The following is a 16,796-nucleotide window of genomic DNA, read 5'->3' on the forward strand; positions in this document are numbered from 1 at the left end:
CTCGGCAAGCGCAGCCGGAGCACTGCCCCTGATGGGTGAGTGGCGTGGCGCGGCCGTGACCGCCGCAGGCCCGGTGCCGTTGTGGGAAGCATGATCTCAACACGACGTATCGTCGCTGCCGTTGGTCTCGCCGCAGGAATCACCGCCCTTGCCGCGCCGCTTGCCTGTGCGTCCGACGCGACCATCCAGAACAAGGACGCGAGCGAGCTCAACCCGATCTCCACGCTCGACTCGCTCGCCCAGAGCGGAATCCCCGCGGAGCGCAGGGCCCAGGTGCCGCGCCCCTCCGAGCAGCTGCAGCACCTGAACCGCCTCAACAACCTCGAGCAGCTGGACCGGGTCGCCCGCATGGGAGCCGCCGGCGGGCTGCCTGGGGCCCTGTAACACGCCGACGCCGCATCGAAACCTCCCCCCACAGCGAAAGGGCCGCCCCTCTCGGGGCGGCCCTTTCGCTGTGCCGGTGACTGTGCCGGGGACCTGATCACAGCCCTGCGGTTGAAGGGTTGAGGAAGTGGAAACCCGGCCGGGGGTGCATCAGGAAGTCGTGGTGGGAGATGTTCCACGCATAGGCGCCCGCCAGCGAGAACACCACCCGGTCGCCGGCCCTGAGCCCCGGCGCGGGTACTCGGCGCGCCAGGACGTCCTTCGGTGTGCACAGCTGCCCGGCGAGGGTGACCTTCCCGCAGTCCTCGTCCGGGGAGACCCCCATCTCGCTTCGCTCGCCTTCGGCGGCCGACCGCGGCCACGGGTGCGGCCAGGCATCCACCTTCAGCACGGAGCAGGGCTGGTCGTGCCCCTTCGTCGCCGGGGTCCGCAGGTGGTGGGTGCCACCGCGGACCACCGCGAACTCCTCGCCGTGACTGCGCTTCACGTCCAGCACCTCGGTGGCGTACCAGCCGCAGTACGCCGTCAGCGCCCGCCCCGGCTCGATGCGCAGAGTCAGCTCAGGGTGTGCCTCGGTCAGACGGGCGAGACCGCTGCCGTACCCGGACCAGTCGAAGCGGCGCTCCGGGTCCGTGTAGTCGACGGTCATGCCGCCGCCGACGTTGACCTCGGCGAGCGGAACACCGAGGCCCGTCGCCCAGGACACCACGGATTCGGCCACCGCCAGCTGTTCCGCCGCCTCCAGGCCACTGGCCAAGTGCGCGTGCACGCCTCGCAGTTCGAGATGCGGGTACGTCCCGTCGGCGAGCGCCCGGATGACGTCGACGGCCTGTGCCGGGTCCAGGCCGAACGGGGTCGGACGGCCCCCCATCGCCAGGGAGCTGCCCGCCAGCGCCCCGTCCGCGACCGGAAGATTGACGCGAACCAGCACCGCCACCCGCCGCCCCGGCGCGCACGTCCGCGCCAGCTCGGCCAGCATGCGCAGCTCGTACTCGCTCTCCACATGGAACCGGTCGACGCCGAGCTCCAGTGCGGCCCGCACCTCGTCCGGCGTCTTGCCGGGACCGCCGAAGGCGAGCGGCCGGTCCGGGACCGCCTTGGCGACGTGGGCGAGTTCACCGCCCGAGGAGACCTCGTAGCCGTCGACGTACGGGCCGAGCGTGCCGAGGACCTCCGGCTCCGGGTTGGCCTTGGCGGCGTAGTACACCTCGACCCGCTCGGGCAGTGCGGCCCGGACGGCGGCGGCATGGGCACGCAGGGCCGCCAAGTCGTAGATGTACGCGGGCAGTTCGGCGCAGGCCAGGGACAGGACGCGGTCGCGGACCGCGGGCGTCGGGTCGGTCATCGGGTGCTCCCGGTCGTGTCGCGCAGGATGTCCTCGGCGAGCGGGGACGGCAGCCGGACGTAGCCGGCGTCCCGGTCCGCCTTGCGTTCCCAGCGGGTCAGCAGGTTGGCCTTGGCGGGCAGCGGCACCCCGGCGAGCAGGGCGGCGAGCCTCGGCGGGCAGCCGTGGCGGTCGGCATACGTCTGGAGCGTGGCCCGCACCCGGGCCCACAGTGCCGCCTCCGCCTGCGGGTGCAGGTCGGCGAGGGCGGCGAGCAACTCGGCAATGTGGTTGACGAGCAAGCAGTACACGACCCTGTCCCAGCCGCGCTGCGCGTCGTACGTCATGGGGCCCGCGACGTCGGGCGGCAGCGAGGCCAACGTGTCGGCGTGATGGTCGGGGACCAGCTTGGTGCCCTCCAGGTCGCGGAAGAGGACCTGGGCGGGCATGCCGTCGCCGTCGACGCACACCAGGACGTTCTGCAGGTGGGGTTCCAGGACCAGGCCGTGGTCGAAGTAGGCGGCGAGCACGGGTGGGACGAGCAGGTCGAGATACGAGGACCACCAGGCGAGGGTCGTGCGGACGTCCGCTCCGTCGAGGAGGCGGGAGATGTGGGCGGCGCCGGTCGGGTACTCGTCGGCGACGGCCGCCGCGAGCAGGGGGACCGTGCCCGGGGCGAGGCGGCGCGGCAGGCCCTCGCGGACGATGACGCCGAACCCCTCGAACAGGTCGCGGTCGGGGGTGCCGTCCGGGCCGGGCAGGGCCAGCGTGCGGTAGGCCGGCTCACGCAGCACGGCGCTGCCGGGGAAGCGGTCGGCCAGGTCGGCGAGTGCCGGGGCCAGCACGCCGGTCAGGGCGACGGCGCCGGACAGCTCGTAACTGCTGTTCTTGCGCAGGCAGTTGGTGATGCGGACGTTCAGGCTGAACTTGAGGAAGGTCTCCCCGTCGTACAGGGTGCGCACCGAGGCGGTGGCCGTGAAGGGCTGCCCGCCGGGGCCCAGGTCGAGGATGTCGCCGCGGTCGAGGGCGGCGCGCAGGGCCGGGTGGGCCTTGAGCGTCTCGTACTGCCAGGGGTGGGCGGGCAGCAGCCGGTAGCCCTCCGGTACGTCCGTGCGCAGTCCGTCCAGCGGGGCGGTCGCCGACGGGTCCGCCGACTCCTCGGCGATCAGGTGGGCGCGGACGGCGAGGTGCCGCAGCGGGAAGGAGGCACCGACCTCGGGAGCGTACGCGGACCAGGCGCGCGGGTCGCCGGTGCGGGCCTTGGGCGTGGGGTGGAAGCGGTGTCCGAACAGCAGCGACTGCTCGGAGGCCAGGTAGGCGGAGAGCCGGTCGTCCGGGAGGCGGGCGGGACGCGTGGCGGCGAGTGCGGTGGTGATGGCGTCGTGGCTGGAGGCGATCTGCTCCAGGAACTCCTCGTTGCGCACGCCCGTGCGCAGCGACAGCTCGTCGTGCGTGTACTCGGCCAGGCGCCGCCAGTCCACCTCCGACCAGCCGTCCTCGCCCTGTTCGCTCACGGGGCCGCTGAACCGGTGCGCGCCCAGCAGGGAGGTGCGGCGCAGCGCGACCCGCAGCAGCACTCCGCGGCGGGGCAGCCGCAGCAGCAGCCGGCCGTCGGCGACGACCGACTGGTGCTCGGGGCCCGACACCTCGCGCAGCAGGCAGTTGAGGAGCGTGTGGGCCACCGCGTCGTCGGCGGAGGGAAGCTCGGCGGGCGCTGCGGTACTCCCGGGCGGGCAAAGCGAGATGGCGGTCCCCCCGGACGAGGTCTGCGGACGGATCAGCGAGGGCATCAGCGGCTCCTGCGGGTGCGGGGGGTCAGCGGGGGGAGGAAAGTGGCCAGTACGGTGACGGCGGCGGCCGCGCTGCCGGTCAGCACCGGTGCGGCCGGGCCGAAGCGGGCGCTGCCCGCCGCCGCGGCCACTCCTGCGGCGACCGCGCCGGCCTTGGAGAAGAACTCCAGCGAGCCGAACATCCCGCCCGGCGCCCGGCCCTTGGCGCAGTCGGCGGCCAGCACCGACAGACACACCAGGCCGAGCGTGAGGCCCGCGCCCAGCAGCAGCCGTACGGCGATCAGCGTCGGCAGGGAGCCGGCGATCCCGTGCCCGGCGAGCCCGAGCGCGATGAAGGCGAAGCCGAGCGCGAGCCCGGTGCGGGGGCGGCTGTGGAAGGCGGAGTGCACGGCCAGCGCCGACACCAGGTAGCACAGGTGGGGGAGGGCGAACAGCACGCCGGACAGGGTCGGTGAGGTGCCCGGGAGACGATCGTCGACGAGAGCGATGAGGTACGGGAAGGAGATGACGGTGGAGAAGACGAAGGCGAACTCCAAGGCGTACAGGGCCTTGAGGGAGACCAGCGGCGGCTCGGCCGCGCAAGTCGTCTTGGGGGCGTTCGCCGACTCCTGTGCGGCAGGCTCCGGTTCGGGCAGCGCGGCGAGCAACAGGGCAGCGCCCAGCGGCAGTACGGCGAGCAGGGCGTACTGGCGGTGCGGGGACAGCCAGCCCGACAGCGAGCCGACCACGATCGGGGCCACGACCAGCGCGGCCCGCGCGCTGCCCTGCATCAAGGTGAGCGCCTTGGACAGGGCCGGCCCCTCAAGGGCGGCGCCCAGGTACCCGTTGGACGCGGCGAACGTGCCGCCCAGGATGCCCTGCAGCACCAGCGCCACGGTGAACGTGGCCAGGGAGTCCGCCCAGCCCGCGAGAAGGAAGGCCACGGCCAGGCCCAACTGGGCGCGCAGCAGGAGTCGTTTACGGCCGTAGCGGTCGGCGAGCCGTCCCCACAGCGGCGCGCCCAGCGCACCGAACACGGTCGGCACGACGTACAGCACCCCTGCCCAGCGGGCGTGGCGATCCCCCAACCCCGGGAGGATCTCGGTGAGATACGGCGGCAGCCCGAGCGCCGCGAAGGACGCCACGAAGTAGCAGCCGGCGACCGCATGCACATGCCCGCGGGTGAACGCCGTACCCGGCATCCGCAGGGTCTCGGCGCTCATGCGGAACCCCCGTCGGACAGCAGGTAGTTGGGGCCGTCCGTGTAGTGCTTGTTGACGTCCGCGGCACCCGAGCGCTCCTTGCTCAGCAGCGTGCCGGCCGTGACCATGGCCTTGACCGGTAGCCGTGGCGCATCGAGGACATGCGCCCGCAGGACCGCGCCCGCGTCACCGCCGAGCCGGTCGACGGCCTCCGCGAGCCGTTCGCGCACGAGCGCCAGCAGTGCGTCCCGGTGCCGGGCGAGACCGAATGCGTAGGCCCCCGCGCACAGATGGACCGTGATGGTGGCGAACACGTCGGCGACCGGACCGTCCCCGGCGGTGAAGGTCCGCGGGTCGTCGAAGCCCCAGGGCCCGGGCAGTACGGCCGACAGCCGCGAGGCGTTGATGCGGGGCCCGTCGTTGTCCTTGAACAGCAACCGCAGACTGCCCGGCCCCAGCACCAGCGAGACGTTCTGCTGGTGCGACTCCAGCGCGATGCCGTAGCCGAACAGGGTGGTCTGCCAGTCGAACAGCAACGACAGGCAGGCGTCCAGCAGGGCCAGTGGATCGCCGCCGTAGAAGCGGTCGGCCAGGTGGTCGAGGACGGGCCGCCCGCCGGGCGCCTCGGCGAGGAGCGCGGCCAGCGGAACGACGACGGACCCTTCGGGAGTGGCCGGGAAGCGGCGGCAGAGAACCGCCAGCATTTCGTGTCCGGCGTGCGCGTACGTGGTCTCGTCGGCATGCAGGATCGTGTCCCGGAAACGGGGTTCGCGCGCGATCACCGCCTCGACAAGCCGCTGCCCCGCCGCGCCGTCGACGAGCGTGCCGGGCTTGATGGAGCGCTTGTTGCGCAGGCCCAACGTGGCCGTGGCCAGGGGGAGTTTGAGGTGCAGGGAAGGATCCGCGGCCACCGCAACCGTGCGCATCGAGAGCGTCGGCACGACTTCGAGGTGAGCTTGCTCCGCGAGCAGTGCACGGCCGGCGAGGCCGGTGGTCCGCAGCGCCTCATCGAGTGACGCGCCCACGGTCAAGGGGTGGACGGGCAGCGTCACATGGGTCTGCTCCACCTCGGGCAGACCGAGTCGCGCGGGCGAGGGCCACAGCTCGGGAAGCGACCCGTTCAGGGTCACCGTCTCACGTGGCACGGCGAGCCAGCGCAGTGCAAAACGGGGGTGGAACTCCGGTGCGTACGCCCGCAGTTGCGCCTGCGACAGGCCGGAGCGGCCGCGGGCGGTCGGGTAGACGGGGTGGTCGAGGCGGGCCGCAAGGGTGTCGTACGCCGGACCCGTCCACCGGGCCGGATCGTGCCCGTACCGGTCGATGAGCCGCCGGCCGACCTCGTCGCGGGTCCTCGCGTGCAGCCGCATCGTGTCCAGCGTCTGACGGCACTCCTCGGCGAACGCGTCGAAGCCGTCGCGGTCCACGGGCTCGGCGAGCTCACGCAGCGCGTCGAGCACGGCCTCGTACGACGTCAGCTCGGTGCCGTCCGACTCACGCGCGAGCAGGGGCAGCCGGGCGCGGTGCTCGCACTGGTAGCCGTCCTCGGCGACGGGCAGCAGCAGGGCGTCCTCGGCGGTGGGCAGCCGCAGCCAGTCGCCGTCCGGCCGGTGCACGAGCGTGCTGCGGCCGCGCAGCCCGACGACGTCCTCACGCAGCAGGGCGCCGAGTACGCGGGTGACCAGCTCCGCCTCGCAGGTGTCCGTCACGGTCGGCGCGGTCACGGCTGGATCTCCCAGCGCTGCGCGGCCAGGAAGTCGGCCGACACCCGGTCCACCGTCGCCTGGTCGGTGCCGACGGCCCGCAGGACGCCGAGGTAGTCGCGGTTGGTGCGGTACAGCTCGTGCCGCTCGCCCGGGGACCGCAGCGGACGGTACGTCAGATGGATGCCGTCAACGGTCAGTTCCTGTGCTGCGGGAGCCTGGGTGAGGGTTCCGGCGCGATCGGCGCACGGGTATTCCAGCCGTGCGGCGCCGTCACGGCGGGCTCCCAGGTCGGCGGGCAGACGCTCACCCAGATGGGCACGGAGGATCAGCTCGAAGAGCGGTATCTCCAGCAGCCGGGCCAGCAGCAGATCGCACTGGTCGCCGATGGCACGGTAGTTGACCTCGATGATCCTGGCCCGGCCCGCATGCACCACGAACTCGGTGTGACAGGCGCCGAACCCGACGCCCAGCGCGTCCAGTTGGGCGAGAACCTGGGCGACGACCGGCTCGGGATGGGAGGGGACGAAGGTGAGGCGCTCCTCGATGAAGTACGGCGGGGGCGACAGCTCGGTGTGGAAGCCGCCCAGCACATGGCGGACGTGGCCGTCGCCGAGCGTCTCCAGGGTGTAGAGCTCGCCGGGGAGGTACTCCTCGACGAGCAGGACGGCACCGCGGCGGCGCTCAAGGATTTCCTTGGCGTGCGTGGTCAGTTGCTCGGCGTCGTCGACCAGGACGACGTCCTCGCTGGCCACTCCCTCGCGGGGCTTGAGGACGCACGGGTACGGCGCCTCGTCGGGCGCGACCGGCTCCGTGAGCTCGGCCGACCACACCGTGTCCACGCCGGCGACGGCGAGCCTGCGCCGCATCTCCGCCTTGTCCTTGGTGGCGAGCGCGGCCCGCCAGTCCTTGGCGGGCAGGCCGAAGTAGGCGGCGGCCAGGGCGGCCTGGGCCTGTAGGTGGTCGCTGTTGGTGAAGACGGCGTCGGGACGGTGGTGCGTCGAGATCCGGGTGATGACCGCCCGGTGGTCGCGGACGTCGCACTCCAGGACCTCGGCCTCAGGGTGGGCGCGGCGGTGGGCCTCGGGCTGGTCTGTGAGGACGGTGACGTCCAGGCCCAGCCGGGCGGCGGCGGGCAGGAAGCCCTCGGAGACGGAGTCGGTCGGATTGAGGGCAAGCAGGTACAGGCGCATGGCTGATGAACAACTTCCGCTGGCGGGTGGGGGGTCGAGGGCGGGCCGCGGCGGTGCTGCGGCCCGCCCCGAGAGAGCGGGAGTTACTTCTTCGGGAGCTCCACGCCGGTGGCCTTCGCCACGTCCTTGAGCATCTGCTCCGCGGCCTGGACGCCGATGCCGGACATCCAGGTCTCGTCCGGGACGGTGAACACCTTGCCGTCCTTGACGGCCGGAAGGGACTTCCACACCGGGTTGGAGGTGACCTGCTTCTGCTGGGTCTTGTCCGGGGTGTCGGCTGTGGTCACGAAGATCAGGTCGGCGTCGGCCTGGTCGATCTCCTCCGGGCTGACGTCCTTCATGGTGACGTCGGGGTCGTTCGACACCTGGGACTTGGGCCGCTTGAAGCCGATGTCGTCGAGGACGACACCGCTGTAGGAGTTGGTCTGGTAGAGGCGGGTCGGACCGGCGATGAAGCGGACCACGGAAGCGGTCGGCATGGTGCCGCCGTCCTTCTTCCTGATGGCCTCACCCAGCGCCTTGGCCTGCGTCTCGTACTCCTTGACCTTCGCAGCGGCCTCCTTCTCCAGACCGAGCGCTTCGGCGTGCACCTTGAGGTTCTGCTTCCAGACACCGCCGGTGGTCTCCGTGAAGACGGTCGGGGCGATGGCGCTGAGCTTGTCGTAGACCTTTTCGTGCCGGACCTTCGACGACAGGATCAGATCGGGCTTCAGCGAGGCGATCTTCTCCAGGTTGGGCTCGAGAAGCGGGCCGACGTCGGCGGTGCCGCCCAGCTCGCCCTTCAGATACGTCGGGAAACCGCCCTCGGTCTTGAAGTGCGGGGCGACCGCGCCGACCGGATCGATGCCGAGCAGGGTGACGTCGTCGAGCTCACCGGTGTCGAGCACCACGACCCGCTTCGGCTGCGAGGGGATCTTGACGTCGCCCATCACCGTCTTGAGGGTGCGCGGGAAGTCCGCCGACGCCGCGCCGGAGGCCTTCGCCGCATCGGCCGCGTCGGTCTTCTCGCTGCCGCAGGCGGCCAGTACGGCCGTACCGAGCACGACGGAGAGCAGCACGGCGATCAGCCGGCCGATTCCGCGCAGGGGAGAGCGCTTGAACATGGGGGGTGAGTCTTTCTGGTAGGGGAGTGGTGGGTCAGGCGGATGCGGCCGGTTGCCGGACCGCGCTGCTCTTCGGGACGACCAGCGGGGTGCCGGTCTCCGGGTCGGGGATCACCCGGCAGTCCACGTCGAACACGGACCTGACCAGGTCCGCGTCGAGGACGTCGGCCGGGGTGCCGGCGGCGGCGAGGCGGCCCTCCTTGAGGACCACCATGTGGTCCGCGTAGCGGGCGGCCTGTCCGAGGTCGTGCAGCACCATCACCACGGTGCGGCCCGACTCGGCGTGCAGGGCGGCCACCAGGTCGAGGACGTCGAGCTGGTGCCGCAGGTCGAGGAAGGTGGTCGGCTCGTCGAGCAGCAGCAGCTCGGTGTCCTGCGCCAACGCCAGTGCGATCCAGGCGCGTTGGCGCTGACCTCCGGAGAGCCGGTCGACGGGCTGGTCGCGCAGGGACGTGGTGCCGGTGCGCTCCAGCGCCTCGTCCACCGCCCGCTGGTCCGCCGCCGACCAGGGGCTCAGCAGCCGCTGGTGCGGATACCGGCCCAGGCGTACGAGCGCCTCCACGGTGATCGCTTCGGGGGTGACCGGCTGCTGGGGCAGCAGTCCCATCCGGCGGGCGAGCGTCCGCGCGGACATACGGTGGATGTCCGCGCCGTCCAGCGTGACAGTGCCCGCGGACGGGGCGAGCAGCCGGCTCAGCCCCCGCAACAGGGTCGACTTTCCACAGGCGTTGGGCCCGACGATCGCCGTGACGGCGCCGCCCGGCAGCGTCAGATCGAGCCCGCCGACGACGAGCCGGTCGCCGTAGCGCAGATCGAGGCCCTGGGTCTGAATCTGGTTGGTCATGCGTGGCTCCTCTGGACGGGTGAGCTCTGCCGGAACATCAGCACCAGCAGCCAGGGCGCGCCCAGCGTGGCGGTGACCGCCCCGACCGGCAGCCCCTCGATCGGCAGCAGGTGCTGGACCACCAGGTCGGAGGCGAGCAGCAGTACCGCTCCCGTCAGACCGGCCAGCCCCAGGGACACGGCCGTCGGCGGGCCGGTGACGAAGCGCACGAGGTGCGGTACCGCGAGCGCCACGAAGGTCACCGGACCGGCGAGCGAGGCCGCGAGGGACGCCAACGCCACGGCGATGAAGAGAAGTTGGAGGCGGGCGCCGGACGTGCGGAGGCCCAGGGCGCCCGCGGATTCGTCCCCGAGGTCGAGCACCGCCAGCCGACGGTGCAGTACGAGGGCGGTGGCGAGCGCGAGCACCATGGCGCCGGCTGCCCCCCACACCTCCGCCCACGTCCGGCCGTACACCGACCCCGTGGTCCACTGCAGCGCCGACCCGGCGAGCTCGGCCGGGAAGCGCACGATCATCAGGTTCACCGCGGCGGCCAGTCCCGCCTGCACGGCGAGCCCGGTGAGCACCAGCCGGGTGACGGCGAGCCCGGACCGCCAGGCGAACACGCCCAGCAGCAGCGCCGAGAGCAGGCCGCCGCCCACCGCCCCGACCGGGATCAGCGTCTGCGAGGCCCCGGCCGCGGTCAGCGCGACCGCACCCAGCGAGGCTCCGCCTGTCACACCCATGACATCGGGAGACGCCAGCGGATTGCGGAACAGCCGCTGCAGTACGCAGCCTGCCGCTCCCAGACCGGCACCGGCGACGATCGCCGCCACCGCTCTGGGTGCCCGGAACTGCTGCACCACCAGCACGTCCCCGGAGTCCCCGAGCCCGACCAGCGCCCGCAGTGCCGTACCCGCGGGCATGGGCATCTCACCCGTCGTCAGGGACGCGGTGAGCAGCACGAACAGTGCGAGGAGACCGCTCGCGGCGAACACCAGGACACGGCGGCGCACCCGGGCCCGGGAGGTGGACTTCGCACGGGCGGACGGAACGGCGGTGGCGGTCATCGGGCCACCTTCCGGGCCAGCAGCGCCAGCAGGGGCGCGCCGAGGAACGCCGTCACGATGCCGGCCTCCAGCTCCGAGGGGCGGATCACCATCCGGCCGAGAACGTCGGCCGCGAGCAGCAGCAGCGGTCCGGCGATCAGACAGCCGGGCACCAGCAGCCGGTGGTCGGCGCCCAGCAGGGGACGTACGAGATGGGGCGCGGCGAGGCCGACGAAGGCGATCGGCCCGGCCACCGCGACCGCCGAACCGGCGAGCAGGACCACCGCGATGCCGCCGGCCAGCCGGATCCGGGTCACCGGCACCCCGAGCGCCTGGGCCGAATCGTCGCCCAGGGCAAGGGCGTTGAGGGCGGGGGAGACGGCGAGGGCGACCACCAGGCCGAGCAGCAGCGTCGGCAGCACCGGCCACAGCACGTCGAGAGGCCTGCCGGACAGGGATCCGGCCAGCCAGAAGCGGGCCTCGTCGAGCGTGCGCTGGTTCAGCAGCATCACCGCCGACGTCCAGGACAGCAGCACCAGTTGGAGCACGGTGCCGCCGAGGGCGAGCCGTACGGGATCGATGTCCCCGGCCCGGCGGGCCAGCGCCTGGGCGAACAGGGCGGCCCCCGCGGCCCCGGCGAACGCGAACCACACGTACTGCACAGGGTCGTTGAGCTTCAGCGCGAAGATCGCGACGACGACCGCGAAACCGGCGCCGGCGTTGATGCCGAGGGTGGTCGGTGACGCGAGCGGGTTGCGGGTGATGCCCTGGGCGACGGCCCCGGCAACCCCGAGCGCCGCGCCGACCGCGAGACCGATCACGGTGCGCGGCAGCCGCAGCCCGGTGACCACGAGCGCCTCCCGGCCTTGGGCGTGGCCGAACAATGCGTCGGCCACCGTGGTCAGGGGCACCGACCGGGCGCCGAGCGCGAGGCTCAGGGCGGTGCAGGTCACCAGCGCGCCCAGTCCGGCGAGGAACAGGGGGAGGTGTCTGAGGGCAGGGGAGGGCACACCGAGAGGTGCGCCCCGTTGGGTCGCAGTCACAAGCTGTGAGCTTAGGCTAGCCTTCCTTTACTTTTCAATCGGCTGTGAGGTGACCTGACGTGGGGGTTCCATGATCGAGGACCGTAAACGCCCTGCTGGTGGACCTCTCTCCAGTGTGAAGTAAGGTGAGCCTTACCTTCTCGGTTTTCTTTGAACTTCCTGTGCTGGAGCGCCCATGTCCGTGGCCCTGAAGACCCCGCCCGCCGGTGCCGTCACACATGCCCTCGGCGCTGCCTACCGGAAACTCGCCGACCTCTGCGAAACGCTGGACGTACGGGTCATCGAGCCGGGCGACGAGCCTCAAGCCGCCGTCACGGCAGCCGAGTTGGCCTCGGACGGGAAGGTGCTCGACGCCTTCGTCGACGCCGAGGCGGCCCGCATCCACGCCCGATACGCTGTCACCGCCCGCCGTGACGTCGCCGCCTCGCGCGCCCTGCACGACTACGCCTGGACCCTCGGCGTCCTGCTGGGCGGGACCTGGTACCTCGAACGGCGAGTACCCCGCATCCGCCCCGAGGACCTGCGGCTGGACCTCACCACGGGTGCGTACGAGATCACACCCGGGACCGAGCTCGCCTGTCTGCCCGGCGACCCCCTCGCCTCGCTTCCCTGCGTGCTGACGGCCCCTCAGGAAGAGCAGCTGCGGGCCGCGCTGCGCATCGCGGTGGCCGACCACATGCGTCCGCTGCTGTCCGCGATCGGCCCTGTCGCACGACGTGGCGCGCGTTCCCTGTGGGGCCTGGTCGCCGACGACCTGGTGTCCGGCATCTGGTACCTCGGCCGGATGCTCGGCCAGGAGGGCGCCGCCGTACGGGCCGCCACCGAAGTCCTGCCGATCGCCGTGCCCCCCTACCCGGGCGGCGCTGCCTTCCGCTACCTGACGGGCAACGACGGCCGCCGACACACCACCCGCACCCGCACAGGCTGCTGCATGTTCTACGCGATCCGCCCCGCTGAGCCCTGCGTGACGTGCCCTCGCACCGGCGACGCAGAGCGTTTGCGCAGACTCCAGAACTGAGCAGGAGACGGCGCGGGAGCGCCCCAAAAGGGGCGCGGGGCTGTGTCAACATGCGGCTCCGCCGCGTGGGCGCGACAAGCCACGATGGCGCCGCAGCCGAACGAACAAGCCCTCAACCCGTGGTGGCAAGAAACTGCGTCGCCGCAAGCTCGGCGTACAGCGGGTCCGCAGCGACGAGTTCACGGTGCGTCCCCACCGCCCGCACCCGCCCCGCATCCATCACCACAATCCGATCGGCCATTGTCACCGTAGACAGCCGATGCGCGACAACAAGCACCGTGGTCGTACGAGCAACATCGGCGACCGTGTCGCGCAACGCCGCTTCATTCACCGCATCCAGCTGCGACGTCGCCTCGTCGAGCAGCAAAAGCCGCGGACGACGCAGCAGCGCCCGGGCGATGGCGACCCGCTGCCGCTCGCCGCCGGAGAGTTTGGTGCCGCGGTGTCCCACGAGGGTGTCCAGGCCTTTCGGCAGCCGGGAAACCAGACCGTCGAGACGGGTGGTCTTGAGCACGCGAGTGACCGCGTCCTCGGACGCGTCCGGGTTGCCCAGCAGCAGATTGTCCCGCAGTGAACCCGACAGCACGGGAGCGTCCTGCTCCACATAGCCGATCGCCGACCGAAGCCTCGGCAACTCCCAGTCCTGCAGGCCGAGTCCGTCCAGGGTGATGGTGCCGGACTCGGGATCGTAGAACCGCTCGATGAGGGAGAACACCGTCGTCTTGCCCGCGCCGGACGGGCCGACGAACGCCGTCATGCCGCGGGCCGGCACGGAGAACGTCACCCCGTGATGGACGTACGGGAGATCGTCGGCGTACCGGAAGCGGACCTCGTCGAAGGCGAGCGCGGCCGGTTCCGCGCCCGGCGTGGGCAACGGCGCGGGCCGGGCCGCCGGTTCGGAGGGCAGGCTCAGCGCCTCCTGGATGCGGGCGAGGGCGGCGGCGCCCGTCTGGTACTGCGTGATCGCGCCCACCACCTGCTGGATCGGCGACATCAGATAGAAGACGTACAGCAGGAACGCGACCAGCGTGCCCACCTGGATGGCACCGGTCGCCACCCGTGCCCCGCCCACCGCGAGCACCGTGATGAAGGCGATCTGCATCGCGAGGCCGGCCGTGTTGCCCGCCGCCGCCGACCACTTGGCGGCCCGTACGCTCTGCCGCCACGATTCCTCGGCGGCCTCGTGCAGCGTCCGCTCCTCCCGGTGCTCGGCACCCGATGCCTTCACCGTGCGCAGGGCGCCGAGGATCCGCTCCAGCGAGGCGCCCATCACGCCGACCGCGTCCTGCGCCTGGCGGCTGGCCCGGTTGATGCGCGGCACGATCACGCCGAGCACCGTGCCGGCCCCGAGGATCACACACAGGGTGACCCCGAGCAGCACCGGATCCACCAGCCCCATCATCACCACCGTCGCCACGAGCGTGAGCCCGCCCGTGCCCAGGCCGACCAGCGAATCGGTCGTCACCTCGCGCAGCAGCGTGGTGTCGGAGGTGATGCGGGCCATCAGGTCGCCCGGCTCGCTGCGGTCCACCGCGGGGATCCGCAGCCGCAGCAGGTAGGAGGACAGGGCGCGCCGCGCGCCGAGCACCACCGACTCCGCGGTCCGCCGCAGCACATACGAACCGAGCGCGCCCACCGCGGCGTTGGTGACCACCAGCCCCGACATGGCGAGCAGCGCACCGGTGATGGCCCGGTCGTGCGACAGATCGTCGATCAGCCCCTTGGCCACCAGCGGCAGCAGCAGCCCGGTGGCCCCCGTGACCAGCGACAACAGCGCGCCCGTCAGCAGGGCCCACCGATGCGGCCGTACATAGGCGAGGAGCAGCCGCCAGGCGGGCGGTCCGGGCTCGGTCTCTGGGGTGCTCACGGCGCTCCTCGGGAGTCGTGCGGAGCATTCAGGCTACGTCGGCGCCCGTCCGGAGGCGCGGTCACTCCCGGACATGGACGGGGCCGCAGGCAGCGGGCTCCGGCACCGTTACTGATCAGTCACCCGTAGGGTCGGAAGCACGGACACCCGCAGACGAAAGGGTTCAACACCATGGCGCAGGAAGTACGCGGCGTGATCGCACCGGGCAAGGGCGAGCCGGTGCGGGTGGAGACGATCGTCGTGCCGGACCCCGGCCCGGGGGAGGCGGTCGTACGGATCCAGGCGTGCGGGGTGTGTCATACCGATCTGCACTACAAGCAGGGCGGAATCAGCGACGAATTCCCCTTCCTGCTCGGTCATGAGGCGGCCGGTGTGGTGGAGTCGGTCGGCGCGGGCGTCACGGACGTCGCACCCGGCGACTTCGTCATCCTCAACTGGCGTGCCGTGTGCGGGAACTGCCGGGCCTGTCTGCGGGGGCGGCCCTGGTACTGCTTCAACACCCACAACGCCGAGCAGAAGATGACCCTCACCGACGGCACCGAGCTGTCCCCGGCGCTCGGCATCGGCGCGTTCGCGGAGAAGACGCTGGTTGCGGCCGGCCAGTGCACGAAGGTGGACGCGGGTGTCGCTCCGCAGGTGGCCGGGCTGCTGGGCTGCGGGGTGATGGCCGGCATCGGCGCGGCGATCAACACCGGCAACGTCGGCCGCGGCGACACGGTCGCCGTCATCGGCTGCGGCGGCGTGGGCGACGCGGCGATCGCGGGGGCGAACCTGGCGGGCGCCGCGAAGATCATCGCCGTGGACCTGGACGACCGGAAGCTGGCCAAGGCACGGGAGATGGGCGCCACGCACACGGTCAACTCCAAGGAGTCCGACCCCGTCGAGGCGATCCGCGAGCTGACCGGCGGCTTCGGCGCCGACGTCGTCATCGAGGCGGTCGGCCGCCCGGAAACGTACCAGCAGGCCTTCTACGCCCGCGACCTCGCCGGCACGGTCGTCCTGGTCGGTGTGCCCACGCCGGAGATGAAACTCGAACTGCCCCTCCTGGACGTGTTCGGACGCGGCGGATCGCTGAAGTCGTCCTGGTACGGCGACTGCCTGCCCTCCCGCGACTTCCCGATGCTCATCGACCTGCACCTGCAGGGCCGCCTGCCGCTGGACAAGTTCGTCACCGAGACCATCCAACTCACCGACGTGGAGAAGGCGTTCGAGCGGATGCACCACGGCGACGTGCTGCGCTCGGTGGTGGTGCTGTGATGGCCGCACGCATCGAACGCCTCGTCACCTCCGGCACCTTCAGCCTGGACGGCGGCACCTGGCAGGTGGACAACAACGTGTGGATCGTCGGCGACGACCACGAGGTCATCGTCATCGACGCGGCCCACGACGCCGACGCCATCGCCGAAGCCGTCGGGGACCGCCGCCTGGCGGCCATCGTCTGCACCCACGCCCACAACGACCACATCGACGCCGCCCCCGCGCTCGCCGACCGCACCGGCGCGACCATCTGGCTGCACCCCGACGACCTGCCGCTGTGGAAGCTGACCCACCCCGACCGCGACCCCGACGCCCACCTGGCCGACGGCCAGGTCATCGAGGCGGCCGGGGTCGACCTGACAGTGATCCACACGCCCGGCCATGCGCCGGGCGCTGTCTGCCTGTACGACCCCGCCCTGGCCACGGTCTTCACCGGCGACACCCTCTTCCAGGGCGGCCCCGGCGCGACCGGCCGCTCGTACTCCCACTTCCCGACGATCATCGACTCCATCCGCGACCGCCTGCTGACCCTCCCCCCGGAGACCAGGGTCCTCACCGGCCACGGCGATGCGACCACCATCGGAGCCGAAGCTCCCCACCTGGAGGAATGGATCGCCCGCGGCCACTGAGCCCTGCCGGCCAGGCCCCTGGCCGACCTATGATCACGTCCCATGACTTCCGGAACCCTCATGGACCTCAACGGCGTACGCGTCCTGCGCTGCGCATCCGACGGCCCGCTGCTCGACGGTGAACAGGCCGCGCTCGATCTGATCGGCGATGCGATGGGGTACGAGGCGGAGCTGGTGGCGGTGCCCGTCGAGCGGGTGGCGGACGAGTTCTTCCGGCTGCGGTCGGGGATCGCGGGCGCGGTCATGCAGAAGTTCGTGAACTACCGGGTGCGGCTCGTCGTCCTCGGTGACCTCTCCGAGCACCTCTCCGACAGCACGGCACTGCGCGACTTCGTCCACGAGACCAACCAGGGCGGCCACATCTGGTTCCTGGCGGACGAGGACGCCCTCGACGCGAGACTGCAGGCGTAAAAGGCGACAGAAGATGTCTGGCTT

15 protein-coding genes are annotated in these 16,796 nt (G+C 71.8%); 5 read left to right on the plus strand and 10 right to left on the minus strand.

The genetic code is table 11. The features are described from left to right. Window positions 1-90: 90 nt before the first annotated feature. Window positions 91-384, plus strand: coding sequence for a hypothetical protein (locus EDD92_RS45330; protein ID WP_123969661.1), 294 nt, complete (start codon window positions 91-93; stop codon window positions 382-384). Between the two features lie 97 nt (window positions 385-481). Here EDD92_RS45330 and EDD92_RS45335 read toward each other — a convergent pair whose 3' ends face one another. The 9 genes from EDD92_RS45335 to EDD92_RS45375 all read right to left on the minus strand — a co-directional run bounded on the left by EDD92_RS45335 (window position 482) and on the right by EDD92_RS45375 (window position 11,557). Then, window positions 482-1,729 carry a type III PLP-dependent enzyme gene (locus EDD92_RS45335; protein ID WP_123969662.1) on the minus strand — a complete coding sequence of 416 codons (1,248 nt, stop codon included), beginning with the start codon at window positions 1,727-1,729 and terminating at the stop codon, window positions 482-484. Beyond that, the gene (locus EDD92_RS45340; protein ID WP_123969663.1) at window positions 1,726-3,498 is read right to left on the minus strand and encodes an IucA/IucC family siderophore biosynthesis protein; all 1,773 of its coding nucleotides are present in this window, start codon (window positions 3,496-3,498) and stop codon (window positions 1,726-1,728) included. The genes EDD92_RS45335 and EDD92_RS45340 overlap by 4 nt, the downstream gene beginning before the upstream one ends. Continuing rightward, window positions 3,498-4,700, minus strand: coding sequence for an MFS transporter (locus EDD92_RS45345; RefSeq protein ID WP_123969664.1), 1,203 nt, complete (start codon window positions 4,698-4,700; stop codon window positions 3,498-3,500). Before EDD92_RS45345 ends, EDD92_RS45340 begins: the two co-directional genes overlap by 1 nt. After that, entirely contained in the window at window positions 4,697-6,400 is a 1,704-nt protein-coding gene (locus EDD92_RS45350) for an IucA/IucC family protein (RefSeq protein ID WP_123969665.1), read from the minus strand. The genes EDD92_RS45345 and EDD92_RS45350 overlap by 4 nt, the downstream gene beginning before the upstream one ends. Continuing rightward, the gene (locus EDD92_RS45355; protein WP_123969666.1) at window positions 6,397-7,572 is read right to left on the minus strand and encodes an acetyl-CoA carboxylase biotin carboxylase subunit family protein; all 1,176 of its coding nucleotides are present in this window, start codon (window positions 7,570-7,572) and stop codon (window positions 6,397-6,399) included. The genes EDD92_RS45350 and EDD92_RS45355 overlap by 4 nt, the downstream gene beginning before the upstream one ends. Before the next feature lie 83 nt (window positions 7,573-7,655). Then, complete coding sequence (locus EDD92_RS45360) at window positions 7,656-8,675, minus strand: ABC transporter substrate-binding protein (RefSeq protein WP_123969667.1); 1,020 nt, start codon at window positions 8,673-8,675, stop codon at window positions 7,656-7,658. Window positions 8,676-8,709: 34 nt separating this feature from the next. Continuing rightward, window positions 8,710-9,519 (minus strand): ABC transporter ATP-binding protein, encoded by an 810-nt coding sequence (locus EDD92_RS45365; protein ID WP_123969668.1) that lies wholly within the window; start codon window positions 9,517-9,519, stop codon window positions 8,710-8,712. Next, on the minus strand, window positions 9,516-10,568 hold the full coding sequence (locus EDD92_RS45370; protein WP_123969669.1) for an iron chelate uptake ABC transporter family permease subunit: 1,053 nt from the start codon (window positions 10,566-10,568) through the stop codon (window positions 9,516-9,518). The genes EDD92_RS45365 and EDD92_RS45370 overlap by 4 nt, the downstream gene beginning before the upstream one ends. Beyond that, on the minus strand, window positions 10,565-11,557 hold the full coding sequence (locus tag EDD92_RS45375; protein WP_123970838.1) for an iron ABC transporter permease: 993 nt from the start codon (window positions 11,555-11,557) through the stop codon (window positions 10,565-10,567). Before EDD92_RS45375 ends, EDD92_RS45370 begins: the two co-directional genes overlap by 4 nt. Before the next feature lie 208 nt (window positions 11,558-11,765). Here EDD92_RS45375 and EDD92_RS45380 point away from each other — a divergent pair, with 208 nt between their 5' ends. Further along, window positions 11,766-12,608 carry an iron-sulfur protein gene (locus EDD92_RS45380; RefSeq protein ID WP_123969670.1) on the plus strand — a complete coding sequence of 281 codons (843 nt, stop codon included), beginning with the start codon at window positions 11,766-11,768 and terminating at the stop codon, window positions 12,606-12,608. 112 nt (window positions 12,609-12,720) lie between these two features. Here EDD92_RS45380 and EDD92_RS45385 read toward each other — a convergent pair whose 3' ends face one another. Then, window positions 12,721-14,475 (minus strand): ABC transporter ATP-binding protein, encoded by a 1,755-nt coding sequence (locus EDD92_RS45385; protein ID WP_123969671.1) that lies wholly within the window; start codon window positions 14,473-14,475, stop codon window positions 12,721-12,723. Window positions 14,476-14,646: 171 nt separating this feature from the next. Here EDD92_RS45385 and EDD92_RS45390 point away from each other — a divergent pair, with 171 nt between their 5' ends. From EDD92_RS45390 to EDD92_RS45400, 3 genes are read left to right on the plus strand one after another with little or no spacing between them, the layout of a single operon-like run. Next, complete coding sequence (locus tag EDD92_RS45390) at window positions 14,647-15,732, plus strand: S-(hydroxymethyl)mycothiol dehydrogenase (RefSeq protein ID WP_123969672.1); 1,086 nt, start codon at window positions 14,647-14,649, stop codon at window positions 15,730-15,732. Further along, window positions 15,732-16,361, plus strand: a complete 630-nt coding sequence (locus EDD92_RS45395; RefSeq protein WP_123969673.1) for an MBL fold metallo-hydrolase — start codon at window positions 15,732-15,734, stop codon at window positions 16,359-16,361. Before EDD92_RS45390 ends, EDD92_RS45395 begins: the two co-directional genes overlap by 1 nt. Window positions 16,362-16,403: 42 nt before the next feature. Beyond that, window positions 16,404-16,772 (plus strand): DUF4180 domain-containing protein, encoded by a 369-nt coding sequence (locus tag EDD92_RS45400; protein ID WP_123969674.1) that lies wholly within the window; start codon window positions 16,404-16,406, stop codon window positions 16,770-16,772. Window positions 16,773-16,796 lie beyond the last annotated feature (24 nt).

Origin of the sequence: Streptomyces sp. TLI_185, from assembly GCF_003814765.1 — a bacterium.
Taxonomy (GTDB): domain Bacteria; phylum Actinomycetota; class Actinomycetes; order Streptomycetales; family Streptomycetaceae; genus Streptomyces.